The 17,796-nt window shown below is 41.1% G+C and carries 17 protein-coding genes and 1 riboswitch; of the genes, 7 read left to right on the plus strand and 10 right to left on the minus strand.

The window, feature by feature from the left end; all coding sequences use genetic code 11:
* Positions 1-14: 14 nt before the first annotated feature.
* Together NST31_RS11880 and NST31_RS11885 are read right to left on the minus strand one after the other, a co-directional pair.
* A complete protein-coding gene (locus NST31_RS11880; protein ID WP_339160785.1) occupies positions 15-1,028 on the minus strand; it encodes an LLM class flavin-dependent oxidoreductase in 1,014 nt (337 codons plus the stop codon).
* 243 nt (positions 1,029-1,271) lie between these two features.
* A complete protein-coding gene (locus NST31_RS11885; RefSeq protein ID WP_339160787.1) occupies positions 1,272-1,598 on the minus strand; it encodes a DUF3870 domain-containing protein in 327 nt (108 codons plus the stop codon).
* Between the two features lie 404 nt (positions 1,599-2,002).
* On the opposite strand from NST31_RS11885, the gene NST31_RS11890 reads away from it, so the two are divergent.
* The 3 genes from NST31_RS11890 (at position 2,003) to NST31_RS11900 (ending at position 5,754) form a co-directional block, all read left to right on the plus strand.
* A complete protein-coding gene (locus NST31_RS11890) occupies positions 2,003-3,130 on the plus strand; it encodes a Rap family tetratricopeptide repeat protein (protein WP_339160788.1) in 1,128 nt (375 codons plus the stop codon).
* A gap of 421 nt (positions 3,131-3,551) precedes the next feature.
* The gene (locus tag NST31_RS11895) at positions 3,552-4,721 is read left to right on the plus strand and encodes a TraB/GumN family protein (protein WP_077112693.1); all 1,170 of its coding nucleotides are present in this window, start codon (positions 3,552-3,554) and stop codon (positions 4,719-4,721) included.
* A gap of 271 nt (positions 4,722-4,992) precedes the next feature.
* Positions 4,993-5,754, plus strand: a complete 762-nt coding sequence (locus NST31_RS11900) for an arginine deiminase family protein (protein WP_339160789.1) — start codon at positions 4,993-4,995, stop codon at positions 5,752-5,754.
* A 284-nt stretch (positions 5,755-6,038) separates the two neighbouring features.
* On the opposite strand, the gene NST31_RS11905 is transcribed toward NST31_RS11900, so the two are convergent.
* From NST31_RS11905 to NST31_RS11935, 7 genes are all read right to left on the minus strand, one after another.
* Positions 6,039-7,982 carry an ABC transporter permease gene (locus NST31_RS11905; protein WP_339165534.1) on the minus strand — a complete coding sequence of 648 codons (1,944 nt, stop codon included), beginning with the start codon at positions 7,980-7,982 and terminating at the stop codon, positions 6,039-6,041.
* Positions 7,972-8,733 (minus strand): ABC transporter ATP-binding protein, encoded by a 762-nt coding sequence (locus tag NST31_RS11910; protein WP_077112516.1) that lies wholly within the window; start codon positions 8,731-8,733, stop codon positions 7,972-7,974. Before NST31_RS11910 ends, NST31_RS11905 begins: the two co-directional genes overlap by 11 nt.
* 99 nt (positions 8,734-8,832) lie before the next feature.
* On the minus strand, positions 8,833-8,982 hold the full coding sequence (locus NST31_RS11915; protein ID WP_171973937.1) for a hypothetical protein: 150 nt from the start codon (positions 8,980-8,982) through the stop codon (positions 8,833-8,835).
* A 317-nt stretch (positions 8,983-9,299) separates the two neighbouring features.
* On the minus strand, positions 9,300-11,225 hold the full coding sequence (locus NST31_RS11920; protein WP_339165535.1) for an ABC transporter permease: 1,926 nt from the start codon (positions 11,223-11,225) through the stop codon (positions 9,300-9,302).
* On the minus strand, positions 11,215-11,574 hold the full coding sequence (locus NST31_RS11925) for an ATP-binding cassette domain-containing protein (RefSeq protein ID WP_077112512.1): 360 nt from the start codon (positions 11,572-11,574) through the stop codon (positions 11,215-11,217). The genes NST31_RS11920 and NST31_RS11925 overlap by 11 nt, the downstream gene beginning before the upstream one ends.
* 100 nt (positions 11,575-11,674) lie before the next feature.
* A complete protein-coding gene (locus NST31_RS11930) occupies positions 11,675-12,676 on the minus strand; it encodes a sensor histidine kinase (RefSeq protein WP_077112510.1) in 1,002 nt (333 codons plus the stop codon).
* A gap of 1 nt (position 12,677) precedes the next feature.
* The gene (locus tag NST31_RS11935; protein ID WP_077112508.1) at positions 12,678-13,364 is read right to left on the minus strand and encodes a response regulator transcription factor; all 687 of its coding nucleotides are present in this window, start codon (positions 13,362-13,364) and stop codon (positions 12,678-12,680) included.
* Positions 13,365-13,447: 83 nt separating this feature from the next.
* On the opposite strand from NST31_RS11935, the gene NST31_RS11940 reads away from it, so the two are divergent.
* The 3 genes from NST31_RS11940 to NST31_RS11950 all read left to right on the plus strand — a co-directional run bounded on the left by NST31_RS11940 (position 13,448) and on the right by NST31_RS11950 (position 15,703).
* Positions 13,448-13,735, plus strand: coding sequence for a hypothetical protein (locus NST31_RS11940; RefSeq protein WP_077112506.1), 288 nt, complete (start codon positions 13,448-13,450; stop codon positions 13,733-13,735).
* A 431-nt stretch (positions 13,736-14,166) separates the two neighbouring features.
* Positions 14,167-14,787 carry a hypothetical protein gene (locus NST31_RS11945; protein ID WP_083717607.1) on the plus strand — a complete coding sequence of 207 codons (621 nt, stop codon included), beginning with the start codon at positions 14,167-14,169 and terminating at the stop codon, positions 14,785-14,787.
* A gap of 151 nt (positions 14,788-14,938) precedes the next feature.
* On the plus strand, positions 14,939-15,703 hold the full coding sequence (locus NST31_RS11950; RefSeq protein ID WP_077112502.1) for an SDR family oxidoreductase: 765 nt from the start codon (positions 14,939-14,941) through the stop codon (positions 15,701-15,703).
* Positions 15,704-16,053: 350 nt separating this feature from the next.
* On the opposite strand, the gene NST31_RS11955 is transcribed toward NST31_RS11950, so the two are convergent.
* A complete protein-coding gene (locus NST31_RS11955) occupies positions 16,054-16,674 on the minus strand; it encodes a 3D domain-containing protein (protein WP_339165537.1) in 621 nt (206 codons plus the stop codon).
* 224 nt (positions 16,675-16,898) lie between these two features.
* Between NST31_RS11955 and NST31_RS11960 the strand changes: the two genes are divergently transcribed.
* The gene (locus NST31_RS11960; RefSeq protein WP_339160795.1) at positions 16,899-17,513 is read left to right on the plus strand and encodes a class I SAM-dependent methyltransferase; all 615 of its coding nucleotides are present in this window, start codon (positions 16,899-16,901) and stop codon (positions 17,511-17,513) included.
* A gap of 193 nt (positions 17,514-17,706) precedes the next feature.
* Positions 17,707-17,785, plus strand: a riboswitch (glycine riboswitch).
* Positions 17,786-17,796 lie beyond the last annotated feature (11 nt).

Raw genomic sequence — 17,796 nt, forward strand, 5'->3', positions numbered from 1 at the left:
CTCACCCCACTTCATCAAGATACGATGGCTTGTTTGTTTTTATGGAAGGCCGGCATTACTTCGTCAGCAACTAATGTAATTGACTTCATGACTTCTTTATGGGGCAGACCGCCAAAGTTCATAAGCATCATCATATGAGTACAGCCGGCTTCTTCATACTTTTTCATTCGCTGAATAACGTCTTCAGGTGTTCCAATCAGAAGCTGTTCTCTGGCTTCCAAGTCTTCAAACTTGGCGCTTCTGCCATATTGTCGGGTATCGAGATACAAGTTGACATGCTCTTTTGCAACCATTTCCGCTTCTTCCCTTGTCTTTGCCACAAATGTGTGGAGTGCGAGCGGTATGTTGACAGAACGAGTGTCATGGCCGGCTTCTTGGCGTGCCGCTTTATATCCGTCAATGATCTGTTTCAATTCTTCTATCGAACTGCTTGCCACATAGGGGACTCCCATGATGTTGTATCCCATTTTGCCGACATATTTGGAACCTCTGTCACTTAAAGCCCCAATCCAGAGGGGGACCTGTTTTTGCTTGGGCAATACTTCCAACTTCACATCTGAATATTGATAATAAGGACCTTCATGAGAAAACTTTTGTCCTGTCCATGCTTTTTCAATGACAGCCAAAGCATCGTTAAAGCGATGCGCTTTGTCTTTACCATCAATGCCAAAGCCTGAGAACTCGTGGGGTAGATACCCGCTCCCCATTCCCAGATTTACTCTTCCGTTGCTTAGCACATCTAATAGAGCATAATCTTCCGCAACCTGAATGGGATTTTTAAATGGAAGCGTCACAATGGAAACTCCCAATCGAATGTTTGTTGTTCTCTCGGCCGCTGTCGCCAACAATAACGGCGGGGTGGTTAATATCCCATACTCGCTAAAATGATGTTCCGCAAACCAAACGGAGTCATAACCCAACTCATCCGCAAGCACTGTTTGGTCCAATACCTGTTGTAAAAGATCTTCATGAGACCTCCCCAGCTTTTCCTTGTAGTTGTCAAATACCGTGAATAATCCAAATTCCATTCTTAATCCCTCCATACGTTAGTAAATTAAACACAAAAAAACCAACAGCATAGAAAGTCCTCACATAAGTGGTCCACACCTATATAAGCTACTTTCGATACTGCTGGTTGTTAATCTACTTCAAGGGTTCAGAACTTCATCTTTCACCCAATAGATTAGCCAGCGAATACGTAGGCTTTTCTGTATTTTCTGCCATTATAACGAATGTTTTAAGGGAATGCAAGCGCTTTCTGTTTTTGTAAATCATGATGGCTTCGTTTCCAAATAGCGGTTCCGGGCTGAGATGACGGCTTGTATTACCGCTTTTTTGGGAGGTATGATTAATTTTTCCTCTATATTTTGGATGATTTCGTCCATATCATGTTTAATAGAGTATCCGATGATCAGTGAAGAAGAAAAGTGGTTCGTGAGATCTTGTATAAAAGTAAATGTGGCATCTTTAATGATATCAGTCTCACTATCTATTACAGCAATACAACCAATTACTTTTTGTGTTTCAAAAATAGGTGTCCCTTTAGGCAGTTGTGCAAATCCGGCTACTAAAATATCATTGTTTTTCTCGCGCTGCAAATAAACCCATCTCCTTTCAATTTTGCGGCCACAAACTGTTGGCGAGAGAAGCAAATTGGCAAAAGGCGTTTAGGCCTTCAGCAACTCTTCTTTTGTTTTATTGCTCATTAGCCATTTCACTTTTATTCTTTTATGGTAAATGATTGTATCATTATTTCATAATGTAACGACAATTTCTAGCCTTCCATCTATTTCTGCAGCCTTGACTATTCCGGTATCACGCCTTTTTCCCATTCCACTTGAACTTCAAATGCCCCGCTCAAAAAGTTTATCATTCCCATCCATATCTATATAATCAATTTTTTCTAAAAATTCCTTGCAATTATCGGGAGTCTGCTATAATCTTAAGTTAATTGTAAGTATTTTCAATCAAATCAAAAAGAAAGGAGCAGGTTGAAAATAGATTGAGCAGGATAGCATTTGAAGAAGTCGGACAGATCATAAACGACTGGTATAAAGTTATCAAACAACAGGATGTTTCCAAAGCCGCGATTATGCGGAAAGAGATCGAAAACATGTTGCCGAGAATGGAAAAGAATCAAAATGTGTTACTCTACTTCAACCTGATTGACTCACGCTATAAGCTCATGACAGAGGACTACAAAAAATCCGGAGAATTACTAGACAAGGTGCAAGCCAAAGCTTTAGAAGAAAGTACCGAAAACATGATTCACTATTATTTTTATTTCTTCTCCGGCATTTACGAATTTCACAAAAAGCGCTATATCAAAGCCGTCATGTACTATAAAATGGCTGAGGAACAGCTGAAAAAAATACCTGATGAAATTGAAAAAGCCGAATTCCACTATCAGCTCGCGATTGCATACTATCAAATCGAACAAAATATCTTCTCAATAACGCACGCTAAAACGGCATACGCCATATTCAAAGCGCACGACAGCTATAAAGAAAAAATGGTGAAATGTGAAATGATATTAGGGGCGAATAAACTCGACCTATTGCTTCATGAACAAACCAAAAAACATTATGAGAAGGCTCGTTCTATCGCCAAAGAAAACGGCTTTCGATACACCGAAAGTTTGGCGCTTTTTAATCTTGGCATCTGCTTTGAACGACAAAAAATGTTCAGCGAAGCTGCGAACTGTTTTAAACAAGCCTTAAGCATCCCGGAACATTTAGAGTCATTTGTCGCCGTCCGCTCCACTTACATGTTAAGCAAGGTTCTGTTTCAACTGGGAGCTTCCGACGCTGCCCGGTCATGGTACGAAAAAGCGCTCAAAAGAGCCACGGATGAAGGAGAACAAGAATATCTGGCGAAGTTAAAACTTGTATATGCTTTGTATGCCGAACAAAATGACCAAGAAGTGAGAAGAAATCTTCATATCCTTGATGATATGGAACTTTGGACAGAAACAGCCTATCTTTCACGCGAAATTGCTGAGTATTATAAAAATAAGGATGATCTGGAAAAAGCCGCGTATTACTTTACGCACGGTGGTTTTGCCAAGTACAACGTTCTTAATTCCGCCCTGCCGCCCCTGCTTTCTTTCCTTTCCCTTAAACGCGCCTAAATAGGCGTGTTTTCTAAATCCAAGAAGATTTGAATTCAGAGAAGAATGCTTTCAAGTTCTTTGACATCAATCATGGCTTCAAATCATTCGATTTCCTCTCGAATCGCATTAATCGACATACATTAACTGCCGCTTTTGGGATCTGCCATCCACTTTCTCTACAAGCTGAGCATGGAGATGTGACCATGCTTTTTTCTTATCCCTTAACAAGACTTCACTGTATGGATGAATGAGAAGAAAGGATCTACTTTTCGATAGAAATATGGAAAGAGCGAGTAGCGGAAGTGACAAAAAGAACGGGATCGGATTTGCGGTATTCATCGGGCAAGATAAAAAAGACTTGCGGGTTTTTTCAAGCAATGGCACAGTAATATTGAGTGATCGTTTGAAAAATAACGTTACATTAGAGGAAGGTACATATATGGGCGAAGAAAACATTACAAGACTTGAATTAAATGATAAAGAAATTATTTTGATCGGGACAGCACATGTTTCCAAGCAAAGTGCGGAACAGGTCAAGAGCGTGATTGAAGCGGAAATGCCTGACTCGGTTTGTGTGGAGCTGGATGAGCAAAGGTATCAAGCTATCATCAACAAAGACCGCTGGAAGGACATGGATATCTTTAAGGTGATTAAAGAAAAAAAAGCAACGCTGTTGTTAATGAATCTGGCCATTTCTTCTTTCCAAAAACGGATGGCGAATCAATTCGGCATTCAGGCGGGGCAGGAAATGATTCAGGGGATTGAGTCGGCAAAAGAAACGGGAGCGCAACTTGTCCTCGCTGACCGAAACATCCAGATAACGTTTGCCCGCATTTGGAATAATGTAGGATTTTGGGGAAAGGCCCAGTTGTTGACACAAATTTTTTTCAGTATTTTCAGTGACGAAAAGATGACGGAAGAAGAACTGGAAAAGATGAAGAACGATGACACCATCAACGCCATTCTAAAGGAATTTACCGATAACTTTCCAAAATTGAAGGAGCCCTTAATTGATGAGCGTGATCAATATTTGTCGCAAAAGATTAAAGAAGCTCCCGGAAGAAAAGTTGTTGCCGTATTGGGGGCGGCCCATGTGCCCGGCATCATCAATGAAATCAAGAATGATCATGATTTGAAACGATTAAATGAACTTCCGCCGAAATCCAAAGTTCCCAAAATTATTGGCTGGTCCATTCCCCTTGTCATTTTGGCGATCATTGCCTACACCTTTTTGGCAAATCCGTCCGCAGGGCTCCAGCAGACAATAAGCTGGGTGCTATGGAACGGTTCTCTATCCGCCATTGGAGCAGCGATTGCGCTGGGACATCCTCTCGCCATTTTAACGGCGTTCATTGCAGCGCCCATTACTTCCTTGAATCCGCTCTTGGCGGCTGGCTGGTTTGCGGGGATTGTCCAGGCCATGGTCAATAAACCGCATGTAAGAGATTTTGAAAATCTTACGAAGGATGTTTTCAGCATAAAAGGCTTTTGGCAAAATAAAGTAACACGCATTTTGCTTGTTGTCGTGCTGGCCAATCTCGGAAGCTCCCTGGGAACATTTGTCGGCGGCGCAGACGTCATCCGTTTATTTTTGGAGAATCTCAAATAATTTTTTACAAGAGCAATTAACCAAATTTATAATGAAGCAGCTGTCCTTTCTTGACTCAGAAAGGGACAATACTCGTCTTCTTATGCTGCTTGATGCATTCTTGCATAGAGTACAAATTGTCATAAACATACTGATTCGCTTTTAATAAAACTTATGGGATATGGCTTATCTTCGAGGTTTAAGCTTAGGAAATTGAAAAGAATTAGCTATAAAGGTACGGGCGGCCCCACTTGTTTGACTTGCCCGGTTGTACGTATGGGAGGAATGGAAATTGTATAAAAATGTGATTGTCAAAACACCAGGAAAAAGCTATGTGAAGGGATTAACGACATCCAATCTTGGCATTCCCGATTATGAAAAAGTATTAAAGCAGCATGCTGCGTATGTCGAGGCTATGGAAAAATGCGGAGTTACTGTTACTCACTTACCGGCTAGCGAACAATTCCCCGATTCCACTTTTGTTGAAGATACCGCTGTTTTGACGCCTGAATTTGCAGTCATCACAAACCCGGGAGCCGCTTCCAGGAACGGAGAAATCCAAGAGATGGAAACAGTTCTTAAAAGGTTTTACGAAAAGTTTTATCACATCCAGTCACCGGGCACTTTGGATGGCGGTGATATTTTGCAAATCGAGGATCACTTTTATATTGGTATTTCGGATCGTACAAATGAAGCGGGAGCTCGCCAATTGAAGGACATTTTGGAGTCGGAACATTATAAAGCCACAATCGTACCATTAAAGGAATTTTTTCATTTAAAGACAGGCATTACTTATCTGAGTGACAACCTGGTTGTGACGGCCGGAGAATTTATCAGTCACCCTGATTTTTCTACATATGAAAAAATCATTGTACCTCCCGAAGAGGAATATGCGGCAAACTGCATTTTAGTCAATGATTATGTTTTCATCCCCAAAGGATTTGAAACGACCAAGCGATACATCCAAGAGGCCGGTTACAAAACGATTGAACTTGAAATGTCAGAGTTTCAAAAACAGGATGGAGGCTTAAGCTGTTTGTCTTTAAGGTTTTAAATGATACATCAAGAATGTGCAGCCAAGCCATCAACTTAATTGAAGATAGCTCCATAAACTTTTATAAAATAAAACCAAAAATAAAGATCGCGGCGGGCGTCCATATATATTGATAAATGAAATTCATTTTTTCCCTCGTATTCTTTTGGGGGAAGGGTTATTTTTCAAAATCGGAATGTGGTTCAAATGTCGAAGACGAGAATATTGTATGGACGATATTGCTCTGTTTTTATCTGATATCCTAACCATCAAAAAAGCTTCGGGCTAAAAATGCCCGAAGCTTCTTACAACGCGTCTTGAATGACCTTTTTATAATAAAGGACGGAGAGCAGGCCGAAAATGGAGTACAGCACAGTATATAGCCCCATGACGATAAACATCGGTGTCCATAATTCGGTTCCGAAGAGGAACCAGCCGGACTGGACGGCGAAATAGCCGTGAAGCAATCCGATTCCAAGCGGAATGCCGAAGTTGAACAATTGTTTCGCCTGAATGCCCCGCAACAGGTCTCCTTGGGAAAACCCGAGTTTTCGCAGGATGGTGTAGTTTGGCTTTTCATCTTCACTTTCATCCATTTGCTTGAAGTAAAGGATACAGCCTGAAGTAATCAAAAAGGTAAGTCCTAAAAATCCGACGATAAACATCGTTAGACCAAATAATTGCTTTTGAGATTTGATCATGTCATTAAGCGAATAATAAGTTTCAGCTTTATGAAAACCGAGCTGATGAAAAATATCGTTCGCTTTTTCTATCTCTTTTTTGTCTTGAATGTCTATGCCGATATAAACCGATTCCTTTTGAATATCTGGATTCAGATTCTGCTTCATACGGTTAAATACGGAATCGTCCACAATGGCAGTCGGAAGCCCGCCGGCGGTAAAATTTAAGGAAAGAACGTATTCCTTTTCCAAGCCTTTAAAGGTTTGCGGAATCGTTTCGTTTTGCATGTTCCACTCGATTTCACCCGTATCTTTAAAAGACACAAACCTAGACATTATATCAGAGTAGCCGGTAAATACTGTTTCGTCAGAAGAAAGATCCACACCTTTAACATCCTTGTCACTGACAACAGACACTGTCATCACATTGGGGTCAAAATTCATTCCATCCATTGTGGTTTCCAGAATGTCTTTTACATTGGCTTCTGCTTGTAGAACGTTGATTTTTGTGTCACTGAAAGCAATTTGATTCCTTTTAAAAGTGTCTTTCAATTCATTTGCGTCATTGACATCCGTCAAGGTAAAATCGGCTGGTACATTGTCCTTCGCTGATTCTCCTGCGGAAAAGTAAGAAATGTAGCTGAGAGAAAGCAAGCCGATCGCCAGGGCTGAAACAGTTGTAATGACAGTCAAAAGCAGGGCATTTGACTTCATTCGGAACATGATGGAGGAAAGCGACAGTACCTCGTTTATATTCAGATACCCGTTCTTTTTTTTCCGAATGAGATGGAAGATGAAACTGACCGATCCTTTATAAAAAAGGTAAGTTCCGATAATGACGCTGCCCAGAATAAACAGCATGGCCAAAGACAGTTCTGTCATCGTTGTAAAGTCGCCGCCAAACAATTTTGATGAAACATAATAGCCGATGACAATCAATCCGATCCCAAACACGCCCATGACGGCTTCGAGTTTGGACAATTTTTTGACTCTTATTTCCGTTGAAGAAAGAACCCGGAATAACGACAGGATCGTTTGCCTTTTGATAAACAAGTAATTCATCAACAGGATGAAGAGATAAATGACAACAAAAACAATCACTGTCTGGATCAATGCTTTTGTCGAAAAATGTAAGGTGGCAATAGCATCGACACCGGTTAATTTAAATAAAACCATGATCATGAACTTGGAAGCGGAAAAGCCGATAAAGATGCCGATCGCCAAAGAACTGAAGTAAAGGATGGCATTTTCGGCGCTCAACAGCCGGAAAATCTTATTTTTTGTCATGCCAATGAGCTGAAACAATCCAATTTCTTTGCTTCTTCTTTTAATGAAGAGGTTATTGGCATATAAGAGAAAGACCGATACGATTGCCACGAGTAAGACAGATCCGGCCCGGATGCCGGCGGCGCCTTTGACAGTGCCTTCCACCACGTCCATCGAAGGGTCATATTGCAAGGTGACAAAAGCGAAATAAAGGGCGACACTGAAAATTAAAGCAAACACATAAAGGTAATAATTCTTTATATTCTTTTTCAAGTTGCGAAAAATGAGCTGATTAATGTTCATCATGGACACCGCCCAACACACCTTGGGTTTTCATGATATCTTTCAGGAACGCCTGCCTCGTTTCTTCACCTTTATTCAGTTGTGTATATATTTGTCCGTCTTTAATAAAGATGACCCTGCGCGAGAAGCTTGCCGCCACCGGATCGTGAGTAACCATGATAATGGTTGCGCCCAGCTTTTCATTGAGCCCGCTCAGTTTGTTTAAAAGGTCGGAGGCGGATTTGGAATCGAGCGCTCCTGTCGGCTCGTCGGCAAAAATGATGCTGGGCTCATGAATGAAAGCCCGGGCCGCGGATGTCCGCTGTTTCTGTCCCCCGGAAATTTCATTCGGATATTTATCTTTTAAGTCAACGATGCCTAGTTCGGATGCCAACTGGTGAAATCTTTGCTCGGCTTCTTTTCTCGGTGTTTTCGTAATGGACAAAGGCAACAAGATATTTTCTTTGACAGTTAACGTATCCAGTAAATTATATTCCTGGAAAATGAAGCCGAGGTGATGCTTGCGGAATTCGGCCAGTTGTTTTTCCTTCATGCCGACGATGTCTTTTCCATCAATTTTGATCGTCCCCTCGCTCACTTTGTCAATGGAAGAAAGGACGTTAAGCAATGTCGTTTTTCCCGAGCCTGACGCGCCCATGATACTGACAAAATCTCCTTTTTCCACTTGAATATCTATTCCTTTTAAGACTTCCTGCCTGTTAAATTTATTTCCGTAACTTTTGTAAATTTTTTGCGCTTCAAGAATACTCAATTTGGTTCACTCCTTTACTTGATATATTTATCATAAAAGGATTGGATATCTTTTTCCTTCGATTCGGCGAACAAATGATAAAAGCATGTGACAATCATGTCACATGCGAATGAGATTCTCAAATTCGTTAGAGGAATGTCGTTCCTGTTCCCGGCTATGATTGATGTTGCCATAGTGAGTGATCACGGGCAAAAGTTCGAACCCTGTCATTTCGGCAACCGCTGTTTTCCCCATAAAGTGAAACTTCATTCAGTAGGGCTCCTACTGAATGTTAGTTGAACGAATCGTGCATAGTAGGTGCCGTTTTCTCCCACTTAGACCTTTTGGATCAACTCCGGTCTTGAAGGGGTATATATGGCACCTTACATGCGGGATAAATCTTAATAAACCCAAAATGATTGGTAAATGAAATGTATTTTTTCACCACCGTATCCTGTTAGAGGACTAAGTCGGAATGTGATTCAAATGTCGAAGATGAGAATATTGTATTGATCGTATTGTTCTGTTTTTATCTGAATTTTATCCTAATCATAAAAAAACTCCGGGCTAAAAATGCCCGAAGCTTTTTACAACGCATCTTGAATGACCTTTTTATAATAAAGGACGGAGAGCAGGCCGAAAATGGAGTACAGCGCAGTATATAGCCCCATGACGATAAACATGGGTGTCCATAATTCGGTTCCGAAGTAGAACCAGCCGGACTTGACGGCGAAATAGCCGTGAAGCAATCCAATTCCAAGCGGAATGCCGAAGTTGAACAATTGTTTTGCCTGAATGCCCCGTAGCAAGTCTCTTTGTGAAAACCCGAGCTTTCTCAAGATGGTGTAGTTTGGCTTTTCATCTTCACTTTCATCCATTTGCTTGAAGTAAAGGATACAGCCTGAAGTAATCAAAAAGGTAAGTCCTAAAAACCCGACGATAAACATGAGCATCCCAAAATATTGTTTGGCAAATTTGTTTATTTCATAACGCGAGATAGCATCGGTTTTATGAAAGCCAAGTTGTTTAAAAATGTGGTTCGCTTTTTGTATCTCTTTTTGGTCTTGAATGTCTATTCCGATATAATACGGTTTTATTTGAATATCTGGATTTAGATGCTGCTTCATATGGTGAAATACAGTATCGTCTACAATGGCAGCCAGCTTAATATCATTTAAAGCGGTAAAGTCTATGGAAATAATGGACTCCTCCTGCAAGCCTTTTAACGTTTGGGAAATGGTTTTATTTTGCGTTTTCCACTTCATTTTCCCGCCTTCTTTCAAAGGTATGTCCACATCGTTTGATGGGCCGCTAAACACCGTCTCGTCAGAAGAAACATCCACACCCTTAACATCTTTGTCACTGACGACAGCCAATACCATTGTATCGGAATTCCCGCCATCCTGGTTGTCCAGAATATCCTTTACATTGGCTTCTACTTGCAGAACGTTGATTTTTGTTTCGCTGAATGCGATCTGCTTCTTTTTAAATGAGGTTTTCAATTCATTTGCGTCCTTTACATTCTTAAAGGTAAAATCAGCCGGATAGTCTTGAACCGAATTATCCACCGAACAGTAAGAAATGTAAGAAAGAGAGAGAAAGCCGATCGCCAGTGCTGAAACAGTCGTAATGACAGTCAAAAGCAAGGCATTTGACTTCATTCGGAACATGATGGAGGAAAGCGACAGTACCTCGTTTATATTCAGATACCCGTTCTTTTTTTTCCGAATGAGATGGAAGATGAAACTGACCGATCCTTTATAAAAAAGGTAAGTTCCGATAATGACGCTGCCGAGAATAAACAACATGGTGGACGCTAATTCTTTAGCGAATTTACCACTAAACATTTCCGTTGAAACATAATAGCCAATGATAATCAACGCGATTCCGAGTACGCCGATGAAGGCATCGCGTTTGGATAATTTCTTTATTTTTACTTCCGTTGAAGAAAGAACCCGGAATAACGACAGGATCGTTTGCTTTTTGATAAACAAGTAGTTCATCAACATGATGAAAAGATAAATAACAACAAAAACAGGCACTGTCTGAAACAACGCTTTTGTTGAAAAGTGCAAGGTGGCGATTGCATTGATACCGGTTATTTTAAATAAAATCATGATGATGAACTTGGAAGCGGAAAAGCCGATAAAGATGCCGATCGCCAAAGAACTGAAGTAAAGAATGGCGTTTTCGGCACTCAACAGCCGGAAAATCTTATTTTTTGTCATGCCAATGAGCTGAAACAATCCAATTTCTTTGCTTCTTCTTTTAATGAACAGGATATTGGCATATAAGAGAAAGACTGCTACGATTGCCACGAGCAAGACAGATGCGGCCTTGAATCCGGCGACGCCTTTGGAAGAGGAAGCTGTCTCCTTGATTATTACTGGGTCATATTGCAAGGTGACAAAAGCGAAATAAAGGGTCACACTGAAAATTAAAGCAAACACATAGAGGTAATAATTCTTTATATTTTTTTTTAAGTTGCGAAAAATGAGCTGATTAATGTTCATCATGGACACCGCCCAACACACCTTGGGTTTTCATGATATCTTTCAGGAACATCTGCCTCGCTTCTTCGCCTTTCAGTTGCGTATGTATTTGTCCGTCTTTAATAAAGATGACCCTTTGTTTTTCCTTCCTGCCGACGATGTCTTTTCCATCAATTTTGATCGTATCCCGGCTCACTTTGTCAATGGAAGAAAGGACGTTAAGCAATGTCATTTTTCCCGAGCCTGACGCGCTCATGATACTGACAACATCTCCGTTTTCCACTTGAATATCTATTCCTTTTAAAACTTCCTGCTTGTTCAATTGATTTCTGTCACTTTTGTCCGATTTTTGCGCGTCTAGAATACTCAACCTTGTTCACTCCTTTACTTGATATGTTTTATCATAAAAGGATTGGCTGTCTTTTTCCTTCGACTCGCCGAACAAATCATAAAAGCATGTGACAATCATGTCACATGCTTGTGAGACTCACAAATTCGTTTTGTTTTGGAAAGATGAGGGTGAATGTCGTCCCTGCTCCCGGCTTTGATTTTACATCGATTTGAATCAATAACGATTTTGCCGCTTTTTTCACCAAATACAGCCCCATTCCTGTGGCGGCTTGGTCTGGATGAGTTGTTGAGGTAAAGCCTTTGTCAAAGATGCGGGGAAGGTCCTTCGGATCAATCCCTCGGCCGTAGTCCCGCACTTCAAGGACTGTTTGACCATTTTCCATCCTGCTGCGAATGATAATTTCGGAAGCTTCGCTGTATTTTACCGCGTTTGTTAACAGTTGTCTTATGATAAAAGCCATCCATTTATCGTCACTCAGGACTTCATCCACTTGCAGGTCCACTTCAAATCCGATTCCTTTTTGCATACACCATGACTGCAAATTTTTAATTTCTTTTACAATCAAAGGCTCCAAGGGAACTTTTCCAACATGAAGATCGTTTTCAATGAACGAAATCCGTTTTTGATGGAGTTGCTGATCAAGCAACAGATGGATTCTCAGCCATTCATACGCCAGCCGCGCTTTCGCTTCTTCATCATCCAACCGTTCAATCATTAAGTGCATGGTTGTCATGGGAGTCTTCACTTCATGAATCCAAGATAATAATTCATCTTTTTCCTGCTCGAGGGCCAGCCGATTTTTACTATATATTTTCATCTGTCTGGCTGTTTGATCCGCCAGGCTGTTTTTTACTATTTTTTCAAAAGGTGATCTCGCTTCCGCGATCCCCGCCAAATCAAGGCTGCCTTCCCAGTCTTTCAGGCTTTTGTAAAAAGGTGTTTCTATATTGTACCGGACTGCCAGAAAGATGATGAAAATCAAGGCCGTTAAAAAAATAATATAGCCTACTGACGCGAGCGGGATGGCTGAATCAATATAAGCGATAAAAAGAAACAGGAGTTGGGTAAATAAAAATAACAAGATCCAACTACATCTTTCGATCAAAAATTTTTTTATCATGTTACTGCTCCTCTTCTTTCGCCATATAACCTTGTCCGACTTTTGTTTCGATAAATTTGCCAAGGCCTATCGTCTCGAGGCTTTTCCTTAAACGGTTTACATTGACGGTCAGTGTATTGTCGCTGACAAATCTTTCATCATCCCAAAGGCTTTTGATCAATTCCGACCGGCTGACGATGGTATTTTTCTTTTCAATGAGAACTTTCAAGATAAACATTTCATTTTTGGTCAATTCAATTGTCCCGTTTTCATTGGTAACCGTATTTTTCGCGTAGTCCACTGTGGCGCCGCACCAGCTTTTCATATCCAACGTGTCTGTATTATAGTTATAGACACGGCGGAGAATGGCCTGTATTTTTGCAATCAGCACATCAAAGTGGAAAGGTTTCTGGATAAAATCATCCGCACCTAGTTGCATGGACATGACCATGTCCGTAGGGTGGTCTCTTGATGACAAAAAGATGATTGGCACATTGGAATGAGAGCGAATCAACCGACACCAATGAAAGCCGTCAAACTTCGGCAATTGGATATCAATAATGACCAAATCAGGTTTAATCGCAGTAAATTCCTGAAGCACCCGGCCAAAATCTTCTACGCCGTACACATCGTAAGACCATTGTGTCAAACGGTCTTTGACCTCATTGAATAAGGATGCATCGTCTTCTATGAGAAAAATCTTGAACATGGTATCACCATCTTTGCTTTTCTAAATATTATTGTATATGAAAATGCATGTATAATGATAGTGGACATAAAAGGAGGGAGTCGATGGATTTGCTTGCGATCCAACCTTATATTAAAGTTACCAGGGTCGTGGATCTTGAACAAAAAAATATTGTTCAACACCGGCAAATATACTTATATCGAAACCGTATTGTTACCCGCTACCGAAGGTTCCCTATAGAGGATGTCCTTGATATATCTTTTCGGAAAGTTGGCGGTGAAGGGGGCCTGCTCTTTTTACACACTGTTCAGGGGATATTCTCTTATGTTGTTGAAACTTCACCGGAATTATTTATTCAGGCGTTCAAGGTTTATATAAAAGACTTGCGGTGATATGCAAGTAAAAAAATAAATTCAAGATACAATTTAAAGGATGTAACCGGAAAGTTGGTATGTGGCCTGGAAAGGTCGGCAAACAACCGGACAGTCTCAATGGGTGAGAAAAGCATTGTCCCACATGAGTTTAAGACCATTTTCCAGTAGTATCTCAGAATTGCCCAGAATTTGACATATCCATCAGGTAATCAATCGAATAGGGGACTCCAGGCGTTACGAGCCTCGCGAGGTACGCAATGGCAAGTGAAGAAGCTCAAGCAGACTTGCGAAAAAGCATGGCTTGTAGTGTAAAACGACAGTGTATAAATTTTTCGCAAAAAGCAAATTCAAAACAAAACGCCTAGCTTAATACCCCTAATACACGAGAAGATCAAATTTGATATAATGTAAAAATATCACTTTTTATTTAACTTTTAGGAGGAATTTTTTTGAAAAAATTAGTGTCAGTACTATTTCTTGTGTTTGTCATGGTGATCGTTTCAGCTTGCGGAAAGGAAGAAGCGGATAAAAAGAAGGCGGAGCCGGCAAAATCCGAGCAAGAGGAGAAAGGTGTGGAAGTGGAGAAAGGATTACGAAATGTGGAAGTCACACTTCCCGCATCTTTAATTGGAGAGAAAGATACAGACGAACTCATAAAGGAAGCAAAGGCAAAAGGCGTAAAAGAAGTGACAAAGAATGATGATGGATCAATCACTTACAAAATGTCCAAGCAAGAACATGAAAAAATGATGCAGGAAATGGAAAAAAGTGTTCAGGAATATATCGAAGAAACGAAGAATGATGAAAATGTTTCATCCATAAAAGACATTACCCACAATAAGTCGTTTACTGAGTTCACTCTTAGTGTGGATCAGGAGAAATACGAAAAGAGCTTTGACCGTGTTGCGGCTTTGGGACTCGGCATGTCCGGATTGTACTACCAAGTATTTTCTGGAGAGTCTGCGGAGGAGGCCAAAGTAACCATCTCGTTGAAAAACGCGGATACGGGGGAAGTATTCGATACAATTGTTTATCCTGATGATTTACCAGCCGAAGAGGGGAAAAACTAGTTCATCCTTGGTGTAAGAACACCGCCTCTTGTTCCGGGCGGAACTTGCATTTATAGACATTTGCTCTTTTAAAACATGGTTCCCTAGTTATTTTTGTATATAATAAAAAGAGAAGGATAAAAATGGATAAAGGCTTATAGAGGTGAACATGATGAGGCATGCTGTAATCACTGCGGGTTCAAAGGGACTGGGAAGGCAAGTCACAGAAAGGTTTCTTCGGGATGGCCGCTCCGTCACAGTCAGTTATCGAAGTGATGTGGCGAGAGTGGAGGAATTAAAGAAGGATTGGGAGCCTTTTTCCGAGCAACTGCAATTTGTCCAAGGGGATGTCACGAAAAGAGAAGATATAGCACGAATTGTGAAGAAGGCACTGGAACGCTTTGGCCGAATCGATTATTTAATCAATAATGCCGGTCCTTACATATTTGAACGGAAAAAGCTCGTTGATTATAAAGATGACGAGTGGGACGAAATGATTCATGGCAACTTGAGTGCCGCCTTTCATTTTCTCAAGTTAACGGTTCCTGTTATGCGCAAGCAGCGATTCGGCAGAATCGTTACATATGGATTTCAAGATGCTGAACAATCTCCGGGATGGAAGTACCGCTCCGCATTCAGTGCCGCAAAAGTGGGACTCGTATCTTTAACAAAGACGATTGCGTTGGAAGAAGCCGAGTTTGGCATCACTGCCAATATGGTTTGCCCTGGAGATATTGTCGGCGATATGAAAGAAGCAGACATCGAAACGGCAAGAAAAGTGAGGGATACGCACACCCCGATAGGGCGTTCCGGTACAGGGGAAGATATTGCCCGCATTGTTGCCTTTTTGTGTGAAGATGATTCCGATTTGATAACAGGAAGTGTGATTTCGGCGTCCGGCGGGCTGCGCGTTGTTCATCGTTATGATAAAAGTTAAGATCACCCAAATGTAATGGCTATGTCTTGTCCCCCTCATGCATTTACTGATATGGCTTTATAAAACATGGTGCTTACAAGAAAATGGGGAATTTGATCCTTGATATTTGCGGGAATCTGTCATGAGCTGTGGAGATACTTGTGGTATATGTTGTAAAAACAATGGAATGGAAATTATGGAATGATTTCAATCGGGGACCGTCTAGGGCTCCGATTTTTTTGATAAAGGCTCTATATAAATGTTGGGGTTTTAAACATATGTCAAAATGCAAAATCAGTCGCAGAAATAAGAAGCGTTTTTCTGCGACTGATTTATTTTAGAAGCTTTTTAGACAGCCCCTAATTCTCTGTTTACTCGTAAACTGTTACTTTAACTGTTCTGACTCCCCAGTTTAATGCTTCCTGATTAGTAGGCACGTGTAAGTCAATTTTATTTCCTTTTATCGCGCCGCCAGTATCTCCCGCAACGGCAGTTCCGTATCCTTCTACATGAACTTTGGACCCAAGAGGTATGACATTCGGATCAACGGAGATGACTTTGGCGTTAGGGTTTTTTATTAAATCAATGCCGGTAGCGGTAATGCCGCTACATCCTTTGCAACTGGCCGTGTAGGCCGTCGCTGTAACTGTGATTGTTTTATTGGCAGTTTCATTTGTCGTATCATTCGTAGTTTCATTCGCGGTTGCTTCGGGACTGGCAGTCTGAACAGGTGCTTGTGGCTTTTCTGTTGTATTGACTGGCGCCGCCGCGTTTGAATTCGTAATCGTTAATACTTGATTCGGGATGATAAGGTCACTTGTTAGTCCGTTCAAACTTTTTAATTGGCTGACGGAAACCTTATGCTGTAATCCGATACCCCAAAGTGTATCTCCCTTTTTAACTGTATATGTGTCCGTTGCCGCTGAAGCTGCTCCAGAAAAACCTAATACTAGAATAGATGCTGTAACCATAGATATGACTATTTTTCTCAACATGCAAAACTCCTTTATTTTAAATCGTAGGTCTTAGTATAACAGGGGAATATGACAGCCGTATTTCATCTGTATATACTTTCGGTTACAAAATATTTCCAAAAAACATGAACATGTCTTGGTAACCAAGCCTGGGAATCGCTATTTTCAAGGTTCTAAACAAAAAAGCCACTATATTACAGAACCATGTTATATTTTAATAAAGCCGGGAGCGAGGAGGAAGAATGGTGAAAAAAGAGAAGCTGGTTCGATTGTTTGACAGGCAAGCGAAAAGATATGCCAAGGGAAAGGATTCTGCTTCGTTAAAAAGGTGGCGCCAAGAGTTGATTCGTCAAGCCGAAGGAGAAGTTCTTGAACTGGCGGTTGGGGCGGGAGCCAATTTTCCTTACTATCCTTCAGGGGTCAAGGTGACGGCGACGGATTTTAGTGAAGAGATGCTTCGCAAAGCCAGGGTGGCGGCCGCCGCTCATCACATGGATGCTGTTTTTATTTGTGCCGACATCGAGAAAATGAGCTTTGATGAGGAATCGTTCGACACCATTGTTTCGACGCTTTCATTTTGTTGTTACGAAAATCCTCTCGGCATGTTTCAAAAAATCCAGCGTTGGTGTAAGCCTGACGGGAACATTTTATTATTGGAGCATGGTATTAGCTCTCATGTCGCGATTTCGACATTCCAAAGGACTTTCAATCCACTTTTTTGCCGTGTGGTCGGATGTCATCATAATCGTGACATGCTGGAGCTTGTAAAAGCTTCGGGAATCGAGATTGACAAGGTGGAAAGCCACTGGTTTAACATGGTGCATCTTATTTGGGCCAAGCCGGGAACCCGGGTCTAGTGCGTTATCATCCGAGTCGGAAGGGTATGGCAAAGGCGAATGAGAAGAAATGTCCTTTGCGCTATTATTTCACGATTATCAGACGGGAGTGCTAAGTTTCTAAAAACTGCTATTGACTCAATACGAGCCGGATTGTTAAAATAACTTATCGACAAAAATATGAGCAATGAGGGTTATGGATCAAACTATAACCGGAGCAGCTTCTGGAGAGACCGTGATTTACGCGGCGCCGAAGGATTCACAATCTCAGGCAAAAGGACAGAAGAGTAACATACGAACTTTT

The organism is Siminovitchia sp. FSL W7-1587, from assembly GCF_037963795.1.
In the GTDB taxonomy this organism is placed as follows: Bacteria; Bacillota; Bacilli; order Bacillales; family Bacillaceae_C; genus Siminovitchia; species Siminovitchia thermophila.

Bases quoted from the DNA above. Each gene is read 5' to 3' on its own strand.
- NST31_RS11935 (WP_077112508.1), bottom strand. From the start codon at position 13,364: ATGTTCAAGATTTTTCTCATAGAAGACGATGCATCCTTATTCAATGAG.
- NST31_RS11950 (WP_077112502.1), top strand. From the start codon at position 14,939: ATGAGGCATGCTGTAATCACTGCGGGTTCAAAGGGACTGGGAAGGCAA.
- NST31_RS11960 (WP_339160795.1), top strand. From the start codon at position 16,899: ATGGTGAAAAAAGAGAAGCTGGTTCGATTGTTTGACAGGCAAGCGAAA.
- NST31_RS11880 (WP_339160785.1), bottom strand. From the start codon at position 1,028: ATGGAATTTGGATTATTCACGGTATTTGACAACTACAAGGAAAAGCTG.
- NST31_RS11895 (WP_077112693.1), top strand. From the start codon at position 3,552: ATGGGCGAAGAAAACATTACAAGACTTGAATTAAATGATAAAGAAATT.
- NST31_RS11905 (WP_339165534.1), bottom strand. From the start codon at position 7,982: ATGAACATTAATCAGCTCATTTTTCGCAACTTGAAAAAGAATATAAAG.
- NST31_RS11915 (WP_171973937.1), bottom strand. From the start codon at position 8,982: ATGAAGTTTCACTTTATGGGGAAAACAGCGGTTGCCGAAATGACAGGG.
- NST31_RS11930 (WP_077112510.1), bottom strand. From the start codon at position 12,676: ATGATAAAAAAATTTTTGATCGAAAGATGTAGTTGGATCTTGTTATTT.
- NST31_RS11940 (WP_077112506.1), top strand. From the start codon at position 13,448: ATGGATTTGCTTGCGATCCAACCTTATATTAAAGTTACCAGGGTCGTG.
- NST31_RS11920 (WP_339165535.1), bottom strand. From the start codon at position 11,225: ATGAACATTAATCAGCTCATTTTTCGCAACTTAAAAAAAAATATAAAG.